Raw genomic sequence first — 19,619 nt, forward strand, 5'->3', positions numbered from 1 at the left:
TGAGAGGACCCCGGTGCGCCGGCGGCGCGCCCCGGCCGCGGCCCTCCTGTCCCTTGCCGTGGCAGCACTCCTGGGTTCGGTGGTCGCCGCATCGCTCTTCGGGAGCGCGGACATCCGGCCCCTGGACGTCGTCTCCACGATCCTGCGCCACGCCGGCCTCGGCGCCCTCGCCCCCACCGAGCCCCTGCCCGGGCTGCTGGACGCCCTGATCTGGGAGTCCCGCTTCCCCCGGGTGCTGCTGGCCGCGGCCGTCGGTGCGGCCCTCGCCGTCTCCGGCACGGTCCTCCAGGCCGTCACCCGGAACCCCCTGGCCGATCCCTACCTCCTGGGAGTCTCCTCCGGCGCCTCCACCGGCGCGGTCGCCGTGCTCCTGCTGGGCATCGGCGGCAGCGTCTCCCTCTCGACCGGTGCTTTCGCGGGCGGTCTGGCGTCCTTCGCCGTGCTGCTGCTCCTGCTCGGCGGAGGACGCGTCGCCAGCCCCTCCCGGGTGGTGCTCACCGGCGTCCTCGTCTCGCAGTTCTTCGCCGCCGTCACCTCGGTGGTCCTGATGGTCGGCGGCGACGCCAACTCCACCCGCGGCTTCACCTACTGGCTGCTCGGCACCCTCGCGGGCGCCCGCTGGGAAGGGGTGACCCTCACCGTCGTGATCATCCTGACCGGGGTGGTCGCCGTGCACTTCTTCGCGCCCGCCCTCGACGCCTTCACCTTCGGGTGGGACTCCGCCGCCGCCCTGGGGATCAATGTCACCGCGGCCCGCGTCTGGCTGATGGTCCTCACCTCGGTCATCACCGCGGCCGCCGTCGCCGCCTCCGGCGCGATCGGCTTCATCGGCCTGCTCGTCCCGCACGCGGTCCGCATCCTGGCCGGGCCCGCGCACCGCTCACTGCTCCCCCTGTCGGCGATCACCGGCGCCGTCTTCCTCATCTGGGTGGACGTGTTCGCACGGACGGCGTTCGCGCCCCACGAACTGCCCGCCGGCGTCATCACCGCCCTCCTCGGCGCGCCCGCCTTCGCGCTCGTCCTGAAGCGTCTGGAGTCCTGATGGGACGCATCACCACCACCCGGCTCTCCTGGTCGGTCAAGGGCCACCGGCTGCTCGACAGCATCGACCTGCACGCGCCCGAGGGCCGGACCGTCGGCCTCCTCGGCCCCAACGGCTGCGGCAAGTCCACCCTGTTGCGCCTTCTCGCCGGGCTGCGCCGCCCCGACACGGGATCCGTCCGCTACGACGACACCGCGATGGAGGACCTCGGCCGCCGGGTGCTCGCCCGCCGGCTCGCCGTCGTCGAGCAGGACGTCACCGCCCACCACCACGTCACCGTCCGTCAGGTCGTGGAGCTCGGCCGTACGCCGTTCCGCGGCCGGTTCGACGCGCTGACCGGGCAGGACCGGCGGGTCGTGGACGCGGCTCTGGAGCGGACCGACCTCACCCACCGGCAGGACCGCAGCTGGCACACGCTTTCCGGCGGGGAGAAGCAGCGCACCCAGCTCGCCCGGGCCCTCGCCCAGGAGCCCCGGGAGATCCTCCTCGACGAACCCACCAACCACCTCGACATCCGCCACCAGCTCGAACTCCTCGACCTGTTGACCACCTTGGACGTCACCTGCGTGGTCGCCCTGCACGACCTCAACCTCGCCGCCCGGTACTGCGATCACCTCGTCGTCCTCCACCACGGAGAGGTGGCCGCCGCGGGCCCACCGGAGTCCGTACTGACCCCGGACCTCGTCGAGTCCGTCTACGGGGTGCGGGTGCTCGTGGACCGCGAACCCGCCACCGGCACCCTGCGCATCACCTATCTCGCCACCGCCCCGCGCGGGCCCGCCCCGAGGGCGCCGCAGCCCGACTTCTGTCCCTGAACACGGAAAAGGGCCACCGACCGCGTCGGTGGCCCTTCTCCGTACCGGTGGCCTCAGTCCCGCTGCGGAGGATTCACCAGGAGGACTTCGTCACGCCCGGGAGGAAGCCGGCGTGCGCCTGCTGCCTGGTCCGCACGCGCGAGAGGCCGAACCGGCGCAGGTAGCCGCGGGGGCGGCCGTCGACGGCGTCGCGGTTGCGGACGCGGGTGGCGCTCGCGTCGCGCGGCTGGCGGCGCAGTTCCGCGGCGGCGGCCTGGCGTTCCTCCGGCGTCGACGAGGGGCGGCGGATGATCCCCTTCAGCGCGGCCCGTCGTGCCGCGTGGCGCTCGACCGTCGCCCTGCGCTTCTCGTTCTGCGCGATCTTGCTCTTCTTCGCCATCAGACCGTGCCTCCGCGGGCCCGGATCCGGGCCACGGCGGCCTCGATGCCGATCGTGTCCACCGTCCTGATCGCCCTGGCGCTCAGGGTGAGGCGGACGTGGCGGCCCTCGCTCGGCAGCCAGTAGCGCTTGTGCTGGATGTTCGGGTCGAAGCGGCGGGAGGTGCGCCGGTGGGAGTGGGAGATGCGGTTGCCGAATCCCGGCCGGGCGCCGGTCAGCTGACAGTGGGCGGACATGGGGGTGTTACCTGCCTCTCTCCGTGTCCATCACGTATTGGTAATGGAAATCATTCCCATATAGTAGCGTCATGGAGCGCCGCCGACGCGCCGCCCTCCGTCGGGAACACCCACCACGAACCCGGACCCGACCCGTACCGACCAAGAAGGACACCCCCATGAAGCCCGGAATCCACCCCGCCTACGGCCCCGTCGTCTTCCGCGACAGCGCCAGCGGCACCGCGTTCCTGACCCGCTCCACCCTCACCAGCGAGAAGACGATCGAATGGGAGGACGGCAACACCTACCCGCTCGTCGACGTCGAGATCTCCTCGGCGAGCCACCCCTTCTACACCGGCACCGCCCGCGTCATGGACACCGCCGGCCGCGTCGAGCGCTTCGAGCGCCGCTACGGGGCCCGCTGATGGAGCCCGACACCCGACTGCCCGTCGTCATCGTCGGTGGACTCCACGCCGACGCCCGCAAGGAGACCGTGGACCGGCTCCTGCGGACCGTCCCCGGCAGCGTGGCGCTCCACCACGACCTGGCCGGCGCGGCCGAAGGCCGGGTGCGCAGGCTGATCCGCGATGCCACCGGGCCCCTGTCGCAGGACAGCGCTCCCCTGGTCAACGACTGCGCCTGCTGCGCCCTGCGCGAGGACCTGGTCCCGGAACTGCAGCGGCTCGCCGACGGCCGGCTGACCCGGCTCGCCGTCGTCGAACTCTGGGACTCCGTCGAGCCGAAGGCCATGGCCGAGGTCGTCGCCCTGCACGGCGGGGACGCGATGGAACTCACCAACGTGATCACCGCCGTGGACCCCGCGTTGGTCCTGCCCTACCTCTCCAACGGCGACGACCTCGCCGAGGCGGGACTGGCGGCGGCGCCGACCGACCGGCGCACCGTCGGCGACACCTGGGCCCGTCAGCTGGAGTACGCGCCCGTGCTCGTGCTCGTCGACCACGACGGGGCCGACGAGGAGGACCGGGCGCTGCTGGCCCAACTCCACCCCACCGCCCGCCGCGTCGCGGCCGACTCCGCGGAACTCGCCGCAGCGGCCCTCGCCGGCTTCGACGTCGAAGCCGCCGCCGCGGCGCAGCACCCCGCGTGCGCGCTGCTGCCGCAGGAGGCCGACGACGCCGGTGTCACCACACTGGTCTGGCGCCGCCGGCGCCCCTTCCACCCCGAGCGCCTCTACCGGGCGCTGGAGGACCTGTGCTGCGCGGCCGCGCGCAGCCGCGGCAGGTTCTGGCTCGCCGACCGCCCCGACACCCTCCTCGCGTGGGACGCCGCCGGCGGTGCGCTGTGCGTCGAGAGCGCCGGCCCGTGGCTGGCGTCACTGCCCGACGCGGCCTGGGAGATGGTCCCGCCCGTGCGCCGGGCCGCAGCGGCCCTCGACTGGCACCCCGAACACGGCGACTGCTGCCAGCACCTCGTGTTCACCTCACCCGGCCTCGACCGCGACGGCCTCGAACGCCTCCTGGAGTCCTGTCTGCTCACCGACGCGGAGTACGCGTCCGGACGGGACGGCTGGAAGCGCCTGCCCGCCGCCTTCGACGCCCTCCTCGACCCCGTCTGAGCACGGGACCCATCCCCGCATCCACCCCTGCGACCAAGGAGAACCCCGTGGCACGCCGCCAGGAAGCCCGCAAGCCCGTCACGTCCCGGCCCAACCCGTTGGACGCGGCCGGGATCACGTACGTCGACTACAAGGACACCGACCTGCTGAGGAAGTTCGTCTCCGACCGCGGCAAGATCCGCAGCCGCCGGGTCACCAGGGTCACCGCCCGGCAGCAGCGCCGGCTCGCCGCCGCCGTCAAGAACGCCCGCGAGATGGCGCTCCTGCCATACGGAAGCAGCCGCTGAGCCTGTCCCGTTCCCGTGCCGAGGGGCGGGCTGTCACGAGGCGTCGGCGGCCGTGCGGTGGAGAACGCGGTGGTCGAGGACGATGGTGTTGCCGTTCCGGACGGTGCCGTGGAGGTCCGAGAGGTTGCCGTCGAGGTGGATGGTCCTCCCCGCCGTACGGTAGGTGCCCGTGTTGACGCCGATCTTGAACGCCGGACAGTTGTCCTGGTTGCAGATCACGTTGCCGATCTGCTCGAAGCGGCCGTCCGCGGTGAAGGTCAGCTTCTCGGTGTAGAAGGTGATGCCCGGGCGGTTCCGGTCCACGCGCTCGGTCCACTGCCCGGTCACCCGAGCCCGCTCCGCGGCCGGGGCCCCGGACTCCACCCCCTGGGCGGCGGCGGAGCCTGTGGTGGCCGTCATCGCGGCCAGGAGCAGCAGTGTGGTGCCCAGTGCCGACTTTGTCGTCGTCTTCATCCGTGCGCTCATTCCTTGTTCGTCGGTCCGCGGTACGTGGTCCGCGGTCCGTGGCGGGCCAGACCATATCGGCTCAAATGTCGGTCCTGTTCCGCCGCGCGAGGGGCCGCGTCTCGTTTCGGTTGCTCCGTACACGCGGTGTGGACCGCGCGTCGACCGCAGGGGCGCACGGGGACGTCTCCCCGGCCGCCGGCCCGTGTGCGGCGCGGAGGGGAACACGCATTGGCCGAGAGGCACCGGGTGCCGGAACCCTGCTCATGTCCCGAGGGGGAAGGAGGCCCGGTGCTGCCATCTCGTACCGTCGTGGACCATCAGGTCGACCGACGAGACATGAGCGGAGAAGGGGAGACGGCCCCCGAGGTCGGCCTCCACCTCGTCCAGAACGGCGGACGCCTGACGCTGGGCGACGGTGAGATGCGGGACGACGTCGGCGAACCGGCCTCCATAGGGCGGGGCTTCGGGCCATCGTGCGGCGACGGCCTGGGTCAGCTGCCGCAGGTGCGTGTCCGGCTCCGGAGCGAGGTACAGGACCTCGGGGAGGTGACCGCACCTCTCGAACCGCAGGTCGAAGGCCCGGTGCCCGCCCACGACGTCGGCGATGGCGGCATGGACGGAAGCGTCGATGCGGCTCTCGTCCAGGAACGGGAAGAGCACGGTCACATGGGCGGGGACACCGGCTCGCGCCGAGGGGTCGAGCCGTTCACGCCAGGCGCCCACGACCGGTTCCGCCTCCGGGATCCGCACGATGAGTCCGGTGTGGCCCGCCCGGAAGCCCTCGGGAGCCGTGATGACGGGATCCGCGTCGGGCAGGAGCTCCAGGACGAGGGACACGGCCTCTTCGGGGGAGTCGACCTCGCTGATCACGGCGTGGGGATCTCCCGGGCGAACCCTGAACCGCCCGTCGTGCAGGGGCTCGACGGATCCGCCCTGCACCGTCCAGGGAAAGGTGGTCGAGCTGCTGAACCGCAGGATGGAGTGGCTGGTGAAGGGATACAGCCGCCGGAGCCGTGGCTGGGCGCCGGCGGCCTCCAGCAGGGGGAGGAGAACCGGGAACGGGCCCCCGGGCCTGTGGATCCGGTGCGCGGCCTGCCTCCACTCCCAGACGAGCCGCAAGGACTCCCACTGGGCCTCCACGGCGGCGGCAGGCCCGCGACGCCGTGCCGCGGCCATGTCCGGCAGTACCGGCCGGGGAGGCAGGTCCTGCCGCTGGTGTCGTACGGGGGTCTCGTCGTCGGCGTCCACGCCCCCAGTGTCGCCGCCGGATCATGGAAACGGGCGGCCTCGTGCGATGCGGGACCGACGCGAGGGGGAGGTCCGTACGCGGGCCGGCCGGTTCCGGGTCAGGTGCGCCTCGCCGTGGCGGCGGCCGGCAGACGCAGGGCGACCCCGTCGCCCAGCCGCTCGAACTCCGACCGCAGGAACGGCGCCGCCACCTTCGCCAGGCCCTTGAACGTCAGCGAGGCCCGGTACGTCAGCCGCGTGCCGGTGCCCTCGGCCGAGAAGCGGAGGTCGTCGACCGCGGTCACGGTCCTGTTCTCCCCGACGAACACCAGCCGGGCGCGCTCGCAGACGTCGAGCCGGTACTCCAGGTCGGTCGTCCGGCCCCGGAAGACCGACGTGTTGCGCCAGCGGGCGCCCTCCCGCACCGGGCCGTCGTCGAGGCGGACGCACGCCACCGTCCCCGGGTCCCATTCCTCGGTGTGGGCGAAGTCCGCCAGGTACGCCACCAGCTCGGGCAGCGGCAGGCCCACGACGAGAATCCGCTCCACACTGATCACCGCACGGCCTCCCTCTCCCGCGCCGCCGGTCCTCCGGCGGCCTCCCGGACACTGATGCTTCCGGCTGCGGGGGAGCGCCGGATGCACCGGCCCCGCAACGGAGGCGCCTGAGCCCCCACCCGCCGCTCCGTGTGCCGGTCGTGTCGCCGTCGGCGCCGGGCGGTGCAACGATGAACGGGGGCGCGGATCGAGGTGGGCGATGAAGGCTCCTTCCGACAACCGGGCCGGGCGTGGCGGCGGGAGCCTGTTCAGCGGGCGTGACCGCGCGGTCATCACGGCGGCGGCGCTGTCCATGCTCCTCGTGCAGATGGACTGGTTCGCGCTCAACCTCACGCTTCCGGTGATCGCCCGGGATTTCGGCGAGCCGACCACCGACCTGCAGTGGCTGGTCAGCGGCTACATGCTCACCCTGGGTGCCTTCATGATCACCGGGGGCCGGGTCGCCGACGTCCACGGCAGACGGCGCACCCTCGTCTGCGGGCTGATCGGCTTCGGCGCCGTGTCGGTCTTCTGCGGCCTGGCACCGTCCACGGCCTGGCTCGTCGCGGGGCGGGTGGTGCAGGGAGTGACCGCCGCGTTCGTCTTCCCCGTCGCCGTGGCCGTCGTCACCGGCTACTTCCGGGACGACCGGCAGGGCCGGGCCGTCGGCACGGTGCTGGCCTTCAGCGCGGTGGGCACCGCCCTGGGACCGTTCGTGGGCGGCACGCTCGCCGAACACGTCAGCTGGCGGGCCGTGTTCTACCTCAACGTGCCGATCTGCGCCGCCGCCGCCGTCCTGATGCTCCGCCACGTCCCCGAAACCCGCGACACCCACGCCTCGGGGCGGCTCGACCTGTCCGGCGCGGCCGCGATCGCGGGCGGCCTGACGCTGATCATGCTCGGCGTGGACCAGGGCAGCGGCTGGGGCTGGACCTCCCCGGCCACGTGGGGCTGTCTCGTCGCGGGGGTCGCTCTGCTGGCCCTCTTCGTCCGGATCGAGCGGCACAGCGACGAGCCGCTGCTCGATCTGGGGCTGCTGCGGAACGGCCCCTTCCTCACGATCACCCTGGCCGGGTCCCTGTCCAACGTCGTCTACTGCCTGGTGGCCGTGTTCTCGGCGCTCTACCTCCAGCAGGCGCGGGGCCTGTCCCCCTTCACCGCCGGCCTGGTCTTCCTCGCTCTCTCGGTGGGCGCGGGCACCGCCAGCTACTTCTCGGGACACCTCGCCCGCCGATGGCGGCCCGAGCTGCTCATGGCCGGCGCCATGCTCCTCAGCGGCACCTCGGTGCTCGTCCTGACCTGGTCGACGCCGCTCGCCCTGTACGTGGTGGTCTTCGCGGTGGTCGGCACCGGACTGGGCCTCGGCTGGGCGCTGACCAACGTCGCCACGCAGTCCTACGTCCCCCCGAACCGCCTCGCCGCGGCCTCCGGCTTCGTCCTGACCTCCCTGGTCCTGCTCGGGGCGCTCGCGGTCGCCGTCGCCTCCACGGTCCTGGAGGCCCTCAGCGGTTCGGCGTCGCGCGCGGCGTCCGACGGGGAGGCCATCGAGACGGTGCTGCGCGCCGCGGCCGTACTCGCCCTGCTCGGGGGAGCACTGCTGCTCCGCCTGGTCCACACGCCGGCCGACCGCAGCCGGTCCGGGTAGCTCGGGTACGCGCGGTCCGGGACGCAGAGGCCTCGCGAACGGGCAGGGGCGGCAAGGGACTTCACTCGGCGGCGGGAGCGGCCTGCCTGTCGCCGGTCTCCGGGCGGCGGGCGTGTTCCGCCCAGAACACCTCGGCCACTTCGTAGGCCCGGCCCGGGTGGTAGACCGACACCGTTTCCGTCATCGCATCCCGGGGTGTGTACCGGTACACGCGGACGCCATGGCGTTCGGCGAGTTCGTCGACCGCGCCGGCGGGTACGCGCCACAGGGCGGCGAGGTCCGCCTGCGTCCACCAATCCGCCGGGCAGGAGAAGTTCTGGTCGGTCTCCTTGCGGTACTCGACCGTCGTCCGCCCCGCGCCGACCCGGCCGTTCAGCCACTCGAGCAGTACCCGCGTGTCCACCCGGGACACCGGGGCGGGGTAGACCGGCTCGCACTCGGTCGTCCATCCGCGGCCCCGGTCCAGCACGACTGTGATCGACTTCCGTTCCCCCAGCCTGAACCGCTCGACGACGACGATGCGCTCCAGATCGGCCACGGCGATCCTCTTCGAACGGAGGAATGCCGCGACCGTGACCTGCGTCGGATCCTCCCGGGGCCGGAACTCGACCCACCGGACCGCCGCCGTCGCCAGCCACGTCGTGCCCAGGATGAGCCCGGCCACGGCCAGGACCGTCAACCCGACGACGATCCAGAGGAGGGCCCAGGCCGCCGGGGAGTCCGTGAGCAGGATGACGAACAGGAACGCCAGGAGGAGGGGGGCCGCGATCCACACCGGGAGCAGGATGCTCGACCCGATCGCGAAGCCGACCGCCCGGACCCGACTCGGCACGAACACCAGCCGCGCACCGGCTGCCGTCTCCGACACAACTCCCGCCAGCGGTCCCGGTTCACGAGTGGCCATGGGACGAATATAGGCACCGGCGGCGGAACCGGTAAGAGGGCGGACAGCGCGTCAATTGCCCAGGATCCGGACGAAGAGGGCCGCGCCCGCTGAGCCCCGAGCCCGTTTGCCGGAGCCTGATCCGGCCATTCTCGACCGGAGCTGTCCCGAAGCGGCCCTCGATTCGAACAGGTGAACCAATCCCGGGGAGATCCTTCCGCCTGGCCGTCGCATCGGGGGGCTCCCCTGGCTCGCCCGCACGTATCCGCCGTTCCGGATCTTCCGAGCCACCCGCGCAACGGCCAACGGCATATCCGATGTGCGTCAGCGTGCCTTTCGCGCCACGGGCGGATATCTCCTGGCGCTCCCGTGCGGCTGCTGAGACTGTCGTGACACGGGTGGTTCGCCCCGTACACCTCGGTGTCTGAGTGCCCAACTCGGCCTGCTCACAGCCGAGTTCACTTCGAGGTGGCTGCTACGCACGACTCGGACCCAGCCAGGGTCCGTGACTCAGGGAGGGGTAGAGATGAAGTTCAAGCAGAAGGTCGCGGTGCTCGCCGTCACCGGCGCCGCGCTGCTCGCCGCCACGCCGGCCATGGCCGGTGACATGTACGGCAAGCGCGGGGGCGCGGAGGCCTGGAGCCGGGGCACCAACGGCGCGGTCGCGGTCAAGGACAACAAGGCGGACGGCGACGAGACGTACGCCGAGTACCACCGCCGTCGCACCGACGGTCACGAGCTGCGCAACAAGAGCGGCTCGGGCACGACCGTCTACAGCGGGATGGACACGGACAACTACGTCCGCGCGCTGAAGGCGTGTCAGGAGATCGACTTCCAGCCGGACGAGTGCTCCGCCTGGTCCTACCGGTAGTAGTTCCGCGGTCTGATCGGTCGCGGTGTGCAGCGGGGTGGCACGGTTCTCGTGCCGCCCCGCCTCGCGCTTGAATGAGCACGTGCAGGAACGCTGTCGGAGGCGGGGCGCTGTGGTTGAGTCGGTGTTGTCCATCAGGGGACTGACGTACGAGGTTCCCGGGCGGACCTTGTTCAGCTCGCTGGACCTGGAAGTCGTGGCCGGAGAGTCCGTCGCGGTGATGGGGCCGAGCGGATCGGGCAAGTCCACGCTGCTGTCCTGCGCTCTGGGACTGGTCCGGCCGGCAGGCGGGACGATCGCGGTGGGAGGTGCGGACCTGACCGGCCTGCGCGGCGCCGCGCTGGCCCGGCACCGCGCCGAACACATCGGCATGGTCTTCCAGTTCGGTGAACTGCTCCCCGAGCTCTCGCCCGCCGACAACGTCGCCCTGGCCGCGCTGCTCGCCGGAGCCGGCCGGGCGGACGCCTACGCGCGGGCGGAGGAACTGCTGACGGAGCTGGGAGTACCGCTCGCGGAGTCCAGCGAGGAGCTGTCCGGCGGAGAACGGCAGCGGGCCGCGGTGGCCCGCGCGGTGATCAATTCACCGACGTTGCTCCTCGCGGACGAACCGACCGGCGCGCTCGACGAAGTGGCCAGGGAGAAGGTGGCGGACACCCTCTTCGCGATGCCGCGCCGCTACGGGTGCGGTCTGCTCCTGGTGACCCATGATCCCGCCGTGGCGCGCCGGGCCGACCGGGTCCTCGGCCTCGCCTCGGGGGTTCTCGGCCCGGTCGCGGACGAGCAGGCGGCGCAGCGATGACCCGGCACGGTCTGGCCCGTCAACTGCTGTCCGTCGGCGCGGCCGCGGGGCGCCGCGCGGAAGCGGGAAGGGTGCGGTTCGTCGCGCTCCTGGCCGCTGCCGCGATGCTGGCCCTGGCCGTCGCGTCGGTGATCGCCGCCCATGTCACGTACGAGGGGCAGTCCGCACGGGGGGCCGCGCGGACGCCCGTGTTCCAGGAGGACGTCCCGGGCAGCGCCGCGCACGCCACGTGGAGCGTCGCCGGTGACTCGGTGCCCGGCAGTGGCCCGTACCAGGTCGTCTTCCTGACCCGGCTGACCGCGGACGCTCCGCTGCCGCCCGGCCTGGAGAGCTGGCCCCGTCCGGGCGAGGCCGTGCTGTCGCCGGCCTTGCGCGACCACCCTGCGGCGAAGGACATCACCACCCGGTACGGAAAGACCGTGGGCACGATCGGTGCCGAGGGTCTGCAGTCTCCCGACGAGCTGTACGCCTACGTCGTGCCGCACGTGCCCGCCCAGGGCGAGAACGTCAGGCCGATCACCGGCTACGGCCCTTCCGTGGGGCCCACGTTCTACACCACGGGGCAGCAGGACTACGCCAAACCCGAGTGGACGTTCCTGGTCGTGATCGGGATGCTCCTGGTGCTGCCGGCCGCCGTGCTGCTGACGGTGGCGGCCCGGACCGGCTCGCACTCCCGGGACCGGCGCACAGCGCTGGTCGAGGTGCTCGGTGCGACCCCGCGCAGCCGGGCGCTGATCGTCGTGGGCGAGGCCCTCCGCCCCGTCGTCGCCGGAACCCTCCTCGCGCTGTGCGCCGTCGCCGCCGCTTCGGCCGTCGACGTACGCCTGCCCTGGACCGGACACGTCCTCGTCGCCGCGGACCTCCTCGGCCGGTGGTGGGCGTTCCTGCCGGCCGTCCTCGCAGCCGGGGCGACCGTGCTGGCCGTCGTCGTGCTGACCGACCGCGTCGGACGCAAGCGCACCACCGGCAACCGGATCAGGGGCTCCCGGCGGTCCCCGCGGGTGTGGGCCATGGCCTGTCCGATCCTGCTCCTCATCGCCGTGCGCGGCCCCGATCTCTTCACGCCGGGTACGACCGCCTACGTCATGACCAACTGGGTCGGCGCGGCCGGGACCTTGGTCACCCTTCCCGCCGCGATCGCGGTCGTGACCGGCGCCCTGGGAGCCCGCCTGGCGAAGCTGGGGCGCCGCCACGGCCGACCGGGGCTGGTCATCGCCGGCCGCCGCGCGGCAGCCCACCCGGGGCCCCTGGCCCGGATGACCGCGGGGGTGGTGGTCGCCATCGGGCTCCTCCTCCAGGCGGTCGCCTGGCAGGGCCAGCTCGGCGAGAGCACCGTGCTCGCCCAGGCGACGGTGAAGCGCATCGGCTCCACCGCCCTCGTCGTCCAGCCGCGCGCGGCAACCGCCGACCAGGTCGCGGCGTTCTCCCGTCAACTCCCCGGTGACGTGGCGGTCCTGTCGCTGACCATCGACCCCGAGGCCGGGCGGCTGACGGTGAAGGGGCAGTGCGCGGCACTGCAGACCCTCCGACTGACCTGTTCGCCGGAACCCGCGCTCCTCACAGGGCCACCCGCCGATCCGCGCATGCGCGAACTGCTCGGCTGGAACGGGGGAAGCCAGGCCGAGGTGAGCGTCCAGCAGGCCGAACCGGTCACCGCCGCCTCCGAAGACGACGGCAGCGGATTCACCCAGACCGTGCTCGCCTCCCACAGCGCCACCGACCTCTCCGTGCCGCAGATCAAGCGACAGGCGTACGCGTCCTTCCCGATGGGAGCCGAAGTCAGCACGATCGGCGGAGAGTGGCTCACCAGCAGCAAGGTCAACCAACTGCAGGGACGCTGGATCACCCTGTTCGGCCTCGTGGGGATCGCCATGCTCGCGGCGGCCTCCGGACTGGCAGGCCTGGCGGAGTTCCTCCGCAACGGACGTGCCCTGGCACCCGTGACCACCCTGACCGGCAACCCGCGCGTCTACTGGTCCACGGCCGCCCTCGGCATCCTGCTGCCCTTGGTGCTGGCCGGCCTCGTCGGCGCCGTCGTCGGCGCGTGGCTCGCGTTCCCCCGGACCCATTCCGGCGCCTCGTACATCGGCAACGGCCTGCTCGGCGCGTGCGTCGCCGCCGCCGCGGTCATCGGTGTCGTCGGCTGGGTGTGGGGAGCCCTCGTGTCCGTACGGCAGGCCCGCGCCTGGCGCCCCCGAGGCGAGTGACCGGACGAACAACCGGAGCGACCCGATCGCCTCCGGGACGCCCCGCCTGCCCGGCGTCGCCCACCCGAACGGCTCGCGGGGATGGCACCGGGCAGGCGCCCGTGGTCCCCTGGACCGGCGGGCACCTCTTCGCTGCGGCCTCGTCCCGAGGGACCCGATACGGCCGGCAGCATCGCGACCCCTCCTCTGATTTCCGAGATCAATCGGAGACGACCGGTGTCCGAACGCCCGCCCCCGCCCGTCTGCGCGCACTGCACCGCCGACCACCCGGACGATCCGCACCGTGACGTCCTGCGGGACACCTTCGACGCGGTCTACACCGAGTGGTGTCCGGCGGTCCTGCGCTGGGCCCGCCGCCGCTGCGCCGACCTCCAGGACGCCGAGGACGTCGCCCAGCAGGTGTTCGCCGACGCGTGGCTGCACTCCGGGCGGTACTGCCCGCGCCGCGGCGGGCTCGGACCGTGGCTGTACGGCATCACCGTCCACAAGGCCGCGGACGCCTCGGCCGCCGTCGTACGGAGGCAGGAGGGGCTGCGCCGCCTGATCCGCCGGCCCTCCGACGAGGGCGGCCCGGACACCTCCGCCGCCGTGGTCGAACGGCTGGACATGACACCGCACGTCGCCGGCCTCTCCGGCCGACGTCGCCAGGTCGTCTTCCTCGCGTACTACGTCGACCTCACCCAGCCCGAGATCGCCCGGCTCCTCGGCCTGCCCCTGGGAACGGTCAAGAGCCACACCCGACGGGCGCTGAAGACCCTCGCCCGCCTGGTCACCGAGCGGGACTGACACGACCCGCCGGTCCGCCGCGTACGGGCGCGGACGGATCAGTCGTCGGCGGGCACGGCCGCCATCGTCCGCAGCAGTGCGCGGGCCGACCAGTCCGGGCCGAGGTCCCGGACCGCCCGCGTCCACCGGGGCAGCCCCTCGGGGACCTCGGCGAGCAGCCGCCGTACGGCCGCCCCCGCCGCGTCGTGGCTCAGCACGGAGGGGTCGAGGCAGGTGGCCAGCCCGGCCCGTTCGGCATCGTGCGCGATCGAGAACTGATCGCTGGAGAAGGGCAGGATGAGCGCGGGGGTGGCCGAGGCCAGGCACTCCGTGAAGGAGTTGTTCCCGCCGTGGTGGACCATCGCGTCCACCCGTCTCAGCAGCCACCGTTGGGGCACGACCTCCGCGATGTGCACCCGCGGACCCGACAGGCCGGAAAGCGCCCGTGCGCGGTCCCCCGCGGCGACCACCACCGCGCAGTCCGGGACCTGCGCGAGCACACCGCGGACCAGCGCGGTCAGCACGTCGTCCCGGGCCGAGAGGAACGTCCCGAGCGCGATGAGGACGAGCCTGCCGCAGGCCGCCCGCAGGCGGCGCACGACCCCTTCCCACGCCGCGCCCGGACTCGGCTCCTCGGCCGGCGAGCAGTGTCCCCCGTAGAGGAACCGGGTGCCGCCCGCAGGATGTTCGGGAAGCCACGGGAAGCGCGGGTAGTTGAACAGCACCGCGTGCCCCGAGGTGAGCGCGAACGCACGGCCGGGAGCCCGCGCCAGGGGAGCGTGGTCGCGCGCCACCGCCGCGAACCGCTCGGTGAAGGAGACGTCGTTCGCCCGCGCCGCCCGGCGCAGCGCGTCGAGGTCCTCCTCGGCGGGCCGGATCGCCCGCGGCCAGGCGTACGGGACCCCGAACAGCGCGTCGGGCGCGTGCGGCACGTACGTGGGATGGCCGGGACAGAACGTCGCGTAGCGGAGCCCGAGACAGTGCAGGGCCAGGGTGACCGGATAGCTCAGCTGGTCGACCACGTACCAGTCGGGCGCCAGGCGCGCGTGCAGCGCCCTGATCCCGCCCAGCACCCGCCCGGGATCGGCCAGCATGTCCTCGCCGCGGTGCCGGGACTGGGTCAGCAGCGCGGCCACGGCACCCTTCCGGGTGGAGACGAGGAACTCCTCCAGTCGCCGCGCCTCCCGCACGCCCTGCCGGGTGGTCCGGGCGACGCCGGTGTTCGCGTTCCGCGTCACCGTCAGCGGCACGAACCGCACCCCCGCCGCCTCCGCCAGCGGGGCGAAGGCCGGCGCACTGGCGAAGTGCACCTCGCCCCCGGCCCTGGCGAGGGATCCCGCCAGCACCGACAGGGGCTGGGCGTGGGACAGGAACGGGGGGCTGGTGACCACGATGCGCGGCCCCCGGCTCCCCTCGGTGCCATGACGCGAGGACTCCATGCCCCTCCCTTCGCTCCGAGGGGGACCCGCGGATGCACCGGGCGGAACGCGCGGTCCGGCGGACCCGCCCCGGCGCCGCCCGCCCCGGACCTGCCCGCCGGACGGTCGTGCGGCACGGCGTGCATCCGTGTCGGTGATCGCCGCCGAATCACTGCTCGCTGACCGTCGTCGTCGAGGAGTCCCGATGAAACGCTCCCGTCCTGCCGTGGTCACGGCTGGTCGCACCCCGCGAGACCACGCGGGGGAGGCGTCCGACCCGTTCGTCGCCGCCAGGGCCGCACACTGGCGCAGGACGGCCTGCGGCTCGCCGGGGTGGCCCACGCCGCCCCCGACCCTGCTCGCCGAACTCGTCCGGGCCGAGTACCGCCCGGACGGCCTGCGCAGCAGCCCCGCCAAGGCGTCGTCCGCGGACCTCGCCCTGGCGCGCCTGCGCCGCCGGCTCCGGGCCGGGGAGGTGCCCGCGCCCGCCGAGTGCGTGCGGTTCGCGGCCCGGTGCGACCTCGCGCGGGCCGCCGTCTTCGAGGCCTGGCCGCAGGCCGTGCACCGCCACGGGGCGGCGGCGGCCACCGCTGCCGTACGCCGCGGCCTCCACGCCACCCGGGACGCCGAGGCGGTCGCCTTCCTGCTCGATCTGGCTGCTGCGGCGGGCCTCCGGCCGCTCTCGACGGCGGGACTGCTCGCGTACGCCGACACGCGCGAGCGGCGGATCCGCCACGCCGCCTGGCGCCTGCTCCGCGCCCACGGCCCCGCGTGGCCCCGGCCCGCCGACCCCGCACGGCCCTCCGACGCCTACGAACGGCTGCTCCTCGACGCCGTGCGGAACGACCTTCCGTCCGGCGGGGAGAACGCCCGCCTGACCGGCGGGGAGACCGTCGCGCCGGGGCGCGGGATGCTCGTCGCGCAGTCGATGCTGATGGGGCACCTCGACCGCCCCGGGGAGGGGCTCAGCGGCGGCCTCAGCGTGCTCCTCGGTTCCCTGGGGGACGCCCTCGCCCGGACCGAACGCGTCGCCGGAGTCGTCACCGTGGTCACGGCCTGCCGCCCGGAGCTGGAGGAGGACCCGGTCCTCCTCCGCCCCCGGGGGCCCGGACACTGGGTCCTGCGGCTCCCCCTCGACAGCCTCCACCAGGTGCGCCCCGAGGAAATGGGGCGGCACCGCGAGGCGCTGGCCTGGTGGGCCGCACGGCTCCTGGGCGCACTGGGCCGGCCCGTCGACGTCCTGCACCTCCGGTACGCCGACGACGGGTCCCTCGCCCTGGCCGAGGCCGGGCGCAGGACGGGCGCGGGCCTGGTCTTCACCGCCACACCGGACCCGCACCGCCAGATGACGGAGCGGCACGACGATCCCGGCGCGGACGCGGCCGCCGTCCGCCACGACCTGCACCGGGTGTTCGTCGCCGACCGCCTCGTGGAGCGGGCCGACCGCGTCGTCGGCATCGCCGGGCGGGGCGGCGGCACCGCCGAGCTCCTGCGGCACTTCCCGCAGCTCGCCGCAGGGCATGACGGGGCCTCACTCAGCGCGCCGCCCGAGGGCATCGCCCCCTACCGGACGGCCGCGGACGGGGCCCGCCGGCGCGAACTCCTCCTCGGCACGATCGACGCGGTCGCGGGGGCCGACGAGTCGGGGACCCCGACGGTGCTGCTCAACGTCGGCCGGCTGCACCCCGTCAAACAGCAGGACGTCCTCGTACGGGCCTGGATCGACTCCGGGGCCTTCCGGGACTCCGTGCTCGTGCTCGTCGGAGGCAGCCCGCGCACCGGGGACCGCGTGGAACGGGCCATGCTGGAACGCATCGAGCAGGCCGTCACCTCCCACCCGGAGGCGCGTCGGAGGCTGATCCTGCTGCCCGCGCTCTCCAACACCGACGTACGGATGCTCGAACGGTCCCTCGCCTCCCCGCGGCGCCGCTTCCCCACCCGGTACGTGTGCCCGAGCGCGAAGGAGGAGTTCGGCCTCGCGGTGCTGGAAGCGATGGAGGCGGGTCTGCTGGTGGCCGGCCCCCTGCGGGGCGGCGTCCCGCACTACCTCGACGACGGCGTCAACGGGCTGCTGCTCGACACCTCCAGCGCGCGAACGCTCGGCGAAGGCCTCGGCCGCCTGCTGGCCGTCGGCGACGAGGACGCGTCGGCCATGGCCCGCCGTGCCCAGCGGCTCGTCCGCTCCACGTACTCGTCGACCGCGATGGCCGAAGCACTGGCCGGGCACTACGCGGAGGTAGCGCGGCCAGGCCGACGCAGTGGTGGGGGTGATGCCGCCCGGGGCCCGGGCGAGCCGTAGGCACCGGGGCCGTGCCGCGGGGCCGTGCCGGGAACCGGGACCGCTGAGCGGGAACGCGCCCCGGGACACGGCCGGGGCCCGTTGCGCGGCGGGGTAGGTCCCGCCGCGCAACGGGCCCCGGCCGGCCGTGCCCACGCCCGCACCCGTGGCCGCTCCAGCACACCCGGGACCGGGCTCGGCCGGGCCTCACATGGGCGTGAGCACCGTGTCGATGACGTTGACCGTGCCGTTCGCCGTCTGGACGTCGCCGCAGACTATCTTCGCGGTGCCGTTGACGGTGTAGGTGTCGCCGGATGCGGCCGTGGTCAGGTTGCCGCCCTGGAGGGTCTTGAAGGAGCCCGAATCGAGCTGCTGGGGCGTGATCTTCTCGCCGACCACGTGGTACGTGAGGATCTTGGTCAGCTGCTCCTTGTCGGCGAGGATCTTGTCCAGGTCGGCCTTCGGGATCTTCGCGAACGCCTCGTTGGTCGGGGCGAACACGGTGATGTCCTTGGCGTTGTTCAACGTGTCCACCAGCCCGGCCTGCTTGACGGCGGTGACCAGCGTCGACAGGGCCGGGTTGTTCGACGCCGCGGTGGCCACGGGCTCCTTTGCCATCCCTTCGAGACTGCCCGGCCCTTCCTTCGGAACCGACGCGCATGCCGGACCGTACGGGTCGGCGCTGTGCGCGTCGGCATGCGCCGGAGCCGCCCAACTCAGCATCAGGGGCAACGTGAAAGCGGCGGCCGCGAGCGTGGCTGTTCGGCGCGCGTGATGCATGGCCATGACCTACTCCTCTGACGAAGGCAGCACGCGGCCCGAATCGAGCGTGCGCCACCGGAACGATGTTTCGAGGTGCAAAGCCCCTCACTGTTGCTTCGTTGCCGAGGTGGTGAAGGATGCGAGGAAATGGGCGGTCTTCCAAGTTTTGTACCTTCGTACGTGAAGGGTGAATTCCCGAAGGGCGCAGGCGGAGCCTCGTGTCACAGCCCGCACCCGAGAAGAAGGGTTCCGTGACGGTATGCGGGCGGGGTGGGCTCTGACCTGGTAGATCGTTGTTCCTGTGATCCGTTGGCGCAGTGAATCCCGAACCCGGGGCGGACATTGCCCCGTCTCGCCCAACGGCACGGCGCTGTACGGGCGGCCGGACCCTTACGGCGTCAATGCCCGGCCACCCGAAGTCGCGTTCCTTGTAAAGGCTTTCCATGGCAAGCCGATTGAGACTTGTGCGTTTGCGATGCTTTTGCGCTCGTGGAGTTCTGTGAGCCGATCGCGCAACTCCTCGCGTTGCAGACTTCCCTACGTCGGATCAGGTTCTCGACTGCCGGCAAGTTGATCGGCTCGCCGAGGCGCATTCTGCGCCGGGGGCGGCACGCGAGCCCGCGTGACGAGAAGTCATGGAGGAATTCCGTGCGCCTGATAGCCGGCGTCTTCGCTGCGTCACCGTCCGGACACGGGGCGTGGCGGTAGGCGACCGGAACGGGGAGAACGCCGACTTCCCCGAGCCGGCCCACGACGTACGGATATGCCCGCGGGGGCTGACCATCACCACCGGGCAGCGCACCTTCAGCGCCGGCGCGTACATCATGTTCGGCTTCTACGAGAGCGCCGGACGCTTCCACGACCTCTCCACGCGCGGCCTCACCCTGACGCCCACGACGGCCCGGCATCCGCCGGCCGCCGGACGAAGGCTCGCCTTCAGCGAGGACTTCAACCGCATCGCCTGGAAGTCGCGCTGGAACGGAGACCACTCCAGCGCCTACGAGTTCGGCGACCACAACCCCAAGGACAACAAGCTCGACTGGCTCACCCCGGCCGCGGTGTCGGCGCGGAACGGAGTGGCGACCTTCACCGCGAGGCCCGCCCGGCGCCTGCTGGAGAACGGCCGGCATGCCTGGTCGACGGGACTGCTGACCACGGAGGACACGGCGGAGGAGTTCACCGCCCGGCCCGGCGACTACGCCGAGACCAGGGTGCGCCTACCCCAGGCACAGGGAGCCTGGCCGGCGCTGTGGACCTGGAGGGACGTCAACGGCCGCCGGGTCCACAGCGACGGCACGGGCGTGGGCGAGGACTGGTCGGCCCACCTCGTCCTCAACCTGTCGGTCTGCGCCGGTGAACACCACCCCGTGCCACAGGGCACCGCCCCCTCACGTTCTCCGTCGACTAGCTGCGCGTCTGGAGATGGCGGACCACCCAGGACACCCGGCCGGGCCCCCGGGCCCGGTC

General features: G+C 73.0%; 19 protein-coding genes. 11 read left to right on the forward strand and 8 right to left on the reverse strand.

All coding sequences use genetic code 11. The features are described 5' to 3' along the window. Positions 1–13 precede the first annotated feature (13 nt). Together ACPU2J_RS31135 and ACPU2J_RS31140 are read left to right on the forward strand one after the other, a co-directional pair. Positions 14–1,042 (forward strand): FecCD family ABC transporter permease, encoded by a 1,029-nt coding sequence (locus ACPU2J_RS31135; protein WP_420082292.1) that lies wholly within the window; start codon positions 14–16, stop codon positions 1,040–1,042. After that, the gene (locus ACPU2J_RS31140) at positions 1,042–1,857 is read left to right on the forward strand and encodes an ABC transporter ATP-binding protein (RefSeq protein WP_423834547.1); all 816 of its coding nucleotides are present in this window, start codon (positions 1,042–1,044) and stop codon (positions 1,855–1,857) included. The genes ACPU2J_RS31135 and ACPU2J_RS31140 overlap by 1 nt, the downstream gene beginning before the upstream one ends. Positions 1,858–1,930: 73 nt before the next feature. Here the strand turns inward: ACPU2J_RS31140 and rpsN are convergent, their stop codons facing one another. Both rpsN and rpmB read right to left on the reverse strand, forming a co-directional pair. Then, positions 1,931–2,236, reverse strand: coding sequence for a 30S ribosomal protein S14 (gene rpsN, locus ACPU2J_RS31145; protein ID WP_399821524.1), 306 nt, complete (start codon positions 2,234–2,236; stop codon positions 1,931–1,933). Next, on the reverse strand, positions 2,236–2,472 hold the full coding sequence (rpmB, locus tag ACPU2J_RS31150; RefSeq protein ID WP_365138326.1) for a 50S ribosomal protein L28: 237 nt from the start codon (positions 2,470–2,472) through the stop codon (positions 2,236–2,238). The genes rpsN and rpmB overlap by 1 nt, the downstream gene beginning before the upstream one ends. Before the next feature lie 158 nt (positions 2,473–2,630). On the opposite strand from rpmB, the gene ACPU2J_RS31155 reads away from it, so the two are divergent. Genes ACPU2J_RS31155 through rpsR form a run of 3 tightly spaced genes read left to right on the forward strand, consistent with a single transcriptional unit; the run spans position 2,631 to position 4,314 of the window. Continuing rightward, positions 2,631–2,876 (forward strand): type B 50S ribosomal protein L31, encoded by a 246-nt coding sequence (locus tag ACPU2J_RS31155; RefSeq protein WP_420078640.1) that lies wholly within the window; start codon positions 2,631–2,633, stop codon positions 2,874–2,876. Continuing rightward, positions 2,876–4,027: a CobW family GTP-binding protein gene (locus tag ACPU2J_RS31160; RefSeq protein ID WP_423834548.1), complete on the forward strand. Its 1,152-nt coding sequence runs from the start codon at positions 2,876–2,878 to the stop codon at positions 4,025–4,027. Before ACPU2J_RS31155 ends, ACPU2J_RS31160 begins: the two co-directional genes overlap by 1 nt. A 47-nt stretch (positions 4,028–4,074) precedes the next feature. Beyond that, entirely contained in the window at positions 4,075–4,314 is a 240-nt protein-coding gene (gene rpsR, locus ACPU2J_RS31165; RefSeq protein WP_399821528.1) for a 30S ribosomal protein S18, read from the forward strand. A 33-nt stretch (positions 4,315–4,347) separates the two neighbouring features. Here rpsR and ACPU2J_RS31170 read toward each other — a convergent pair whose 3' ends face one another. From ACPU2J_RS31170 to ACPU2J_RS31180, 3 genes are all read right to left on the reverse strand, one after another. Continuing rightward, a complete protein-coding gene (locus ACPU2J_RS31170; RefSeq protein ID WP_420078638.1) occupies positions 4,348–4,767 on the reverse strand; it encodes a hypothetical protein in 420 nt (139 codons plus the stop codon). 255 nt (positions 4,768–5,022) lie between these two features. After that, positions 5,023–6,009, reverse strand: coding sequence for a DUF6193 family natural product biosynthesis protein (locus ACPU2J_RS31175; protein WP_420078637.1), 987 nt, complete (start codon positions 6,007–6,009; stop codon positions 5,023–5,025). 98 nt (positions 6,010–6,107) lie between these two features. Next, positions 6,108–6,545: an SRPBCC family protein gene (locus tag ACPU2J_RS31180; RefSeq protein ID WP_420078636.1), complete on the reverse strand. Its 438-nt coding sequence runs from the start codon at positions 6,543–6,545 to the stop codon at positions 6,108–6,110. Positions 6,546–6,744: 199 nt separating this feature from the next. Between ACPU2J_RS31180 and ACPU2J_RS31185 the strand changes: the two genes are divergently transcribed. Further along, on the forward strand, positions 6,745–8,169 hold the full coding sequence (locus ACPU2J_RS31185; protein ID WP_423834549.1) for an MFS transporter: 1,425 nt from the start codon (positions 6,745–6,747) through the stop codon (positions 8,167–8,169). A gap of 61 nt (positions 8,170–8,230) precedes the next feature. Here ACPU2J_RS31185 and ACPU2J_RS31190 read toward each other — a convergent pair whose 3' ends face one another. After that, on the reverse strand, positions 8,231–9,073 hold the full coding sequence (locus tag ACPU2J_RS31190; RefSeq protein ID WP_423834550.1) for a hypothetical protein: 843 nt from the start codon (positions 9,071–9,073) through the stop codon (positions 8,231–8,233). A gap of 505 nt (positions 9,074–9,578) precedes the next feature. Here ACPU2J_RS31190 and ACPU2J_RS31195 point away from each other — a divergent pair. The 4 genes from ACPU2J_RS31195 to ACPU2J_RS31210 all read left to right on the forward strand — a co-directional run bounded on the left by ACPU2J_RS31195 (position 9,579) and on the right by ACPU2J_RS31210 (position 13,715). Next, positions 9,579–9,923, forward strand: a complete 345-nt coding sequence (locus ACPU2J_RS31195; RefSeq protein WP_361592883.1) for a hypothetical protein — start codon at positions 9,579–9,581, stop codon at positions 9,921–9,923. Between the two features lie 127 nt (positions 9,924–10,050). Beyond that, the gene (locus ACPU2J_RS31200) at positions 10,051–10,722 is read left to right on the forward strand and encodes an ABC transporter ATP-binding protein (protein WP_420078633.1); all 672 of its coding nucleotides are present in this window, start codon (positions 10,051–10,053) and stop codon (positions 10,720–10,722) included. Beyond that, positions 10,719–12,929 (forward strand): ABC transporter permease, encoded by a 2,211-nt coding sequence (locus ACPU2J_RS31205; protein ID WP_423834551.1) that lies wholly within the window; start codon positions 10,719–10,721, stop codon positions 12,927–12,929. Before ACPU2J_RS31200 ends, ACPU2J_RS31205 begins: the two co-directional genes overlap by 4 nt. 216 nt (positions 12,930–13,145) lie before the next feature. After that, positions 13,146–13,715 carry an RNA polymerase sigma factor gene (locus ACPU2J_RS31210; protein ID WP_423834552.1) on the forward strand — a complete coding sequence of 190 codons (570 nt, stop codon included), beginning with the start codon at positions 13,146–13,148 and terminating at the stop codon, positions 13,713–13,715. A gap of 38 nt (positions 13,716–13,753) precedes the next feature. On the opposite strand, the gene ACPU2J_RS31215 is transcribed toward ACPU2J_RS31210, so the two are convergent. Beyond that, complete coding sequence (locus tag ACPU2J_RS31215) at positions 13,754–15,133, reverse strand: glycosyltransferase (protein ID WP_420078630.1); 1,380 nt, start codon at positions 15,131–15,133, stop codon at positions 13,754–13,756. Between the two features lie 184 nt (positions 15,134–15,317). Here ACPU2J_RS31215 and ACPU2J_RS31220 point away from each other — a divergent pair, with 184 nt between their 5' ends. Continuing rightward, positions 15,318–17,411: a glycosyltransferase family 4 protein gene (locus ACPU2J_RS31220; RefSeq protein WP_423834553.1), complete on the forward strand. Its 2,094-nt coding sequence runs from the start codon at positions 15,318–15,320 to the stop codon at positions 17,409–17,411. A gap of 186 nt (positions 17,412–17,597) precedes the next feature. On the opposite strand, the gene ACPU2J_RS31225 is transcribed toward ACPU2J_RS31220, so the two are convergent. Beyond that, positions 17,598–18,176 (reverse strand): fasciclin domain-containing protein, encoded by a 579-nt coding sequence (locus ACPU2J_RS31225; RefSeq protein ID WP_365071266.1) that lies wholly within the window; start codon positions 18,174–18,176, stop codon positions 17,598–17,600. Between the last annotated feature and the right edge of the window lie 1,443 nt (positions 18,177–19,619).

It is taken from the genome of Streptomyces manipurensis, from assembly GCF_049570255.1.
GTDB classification, from domain to species: domain Bacteria; phylum Actinomycetota; class Actinomycetes; order Streptomycetales; family Streptomycetaceae; genus Streptomyces; species Streptomyces manipurensis.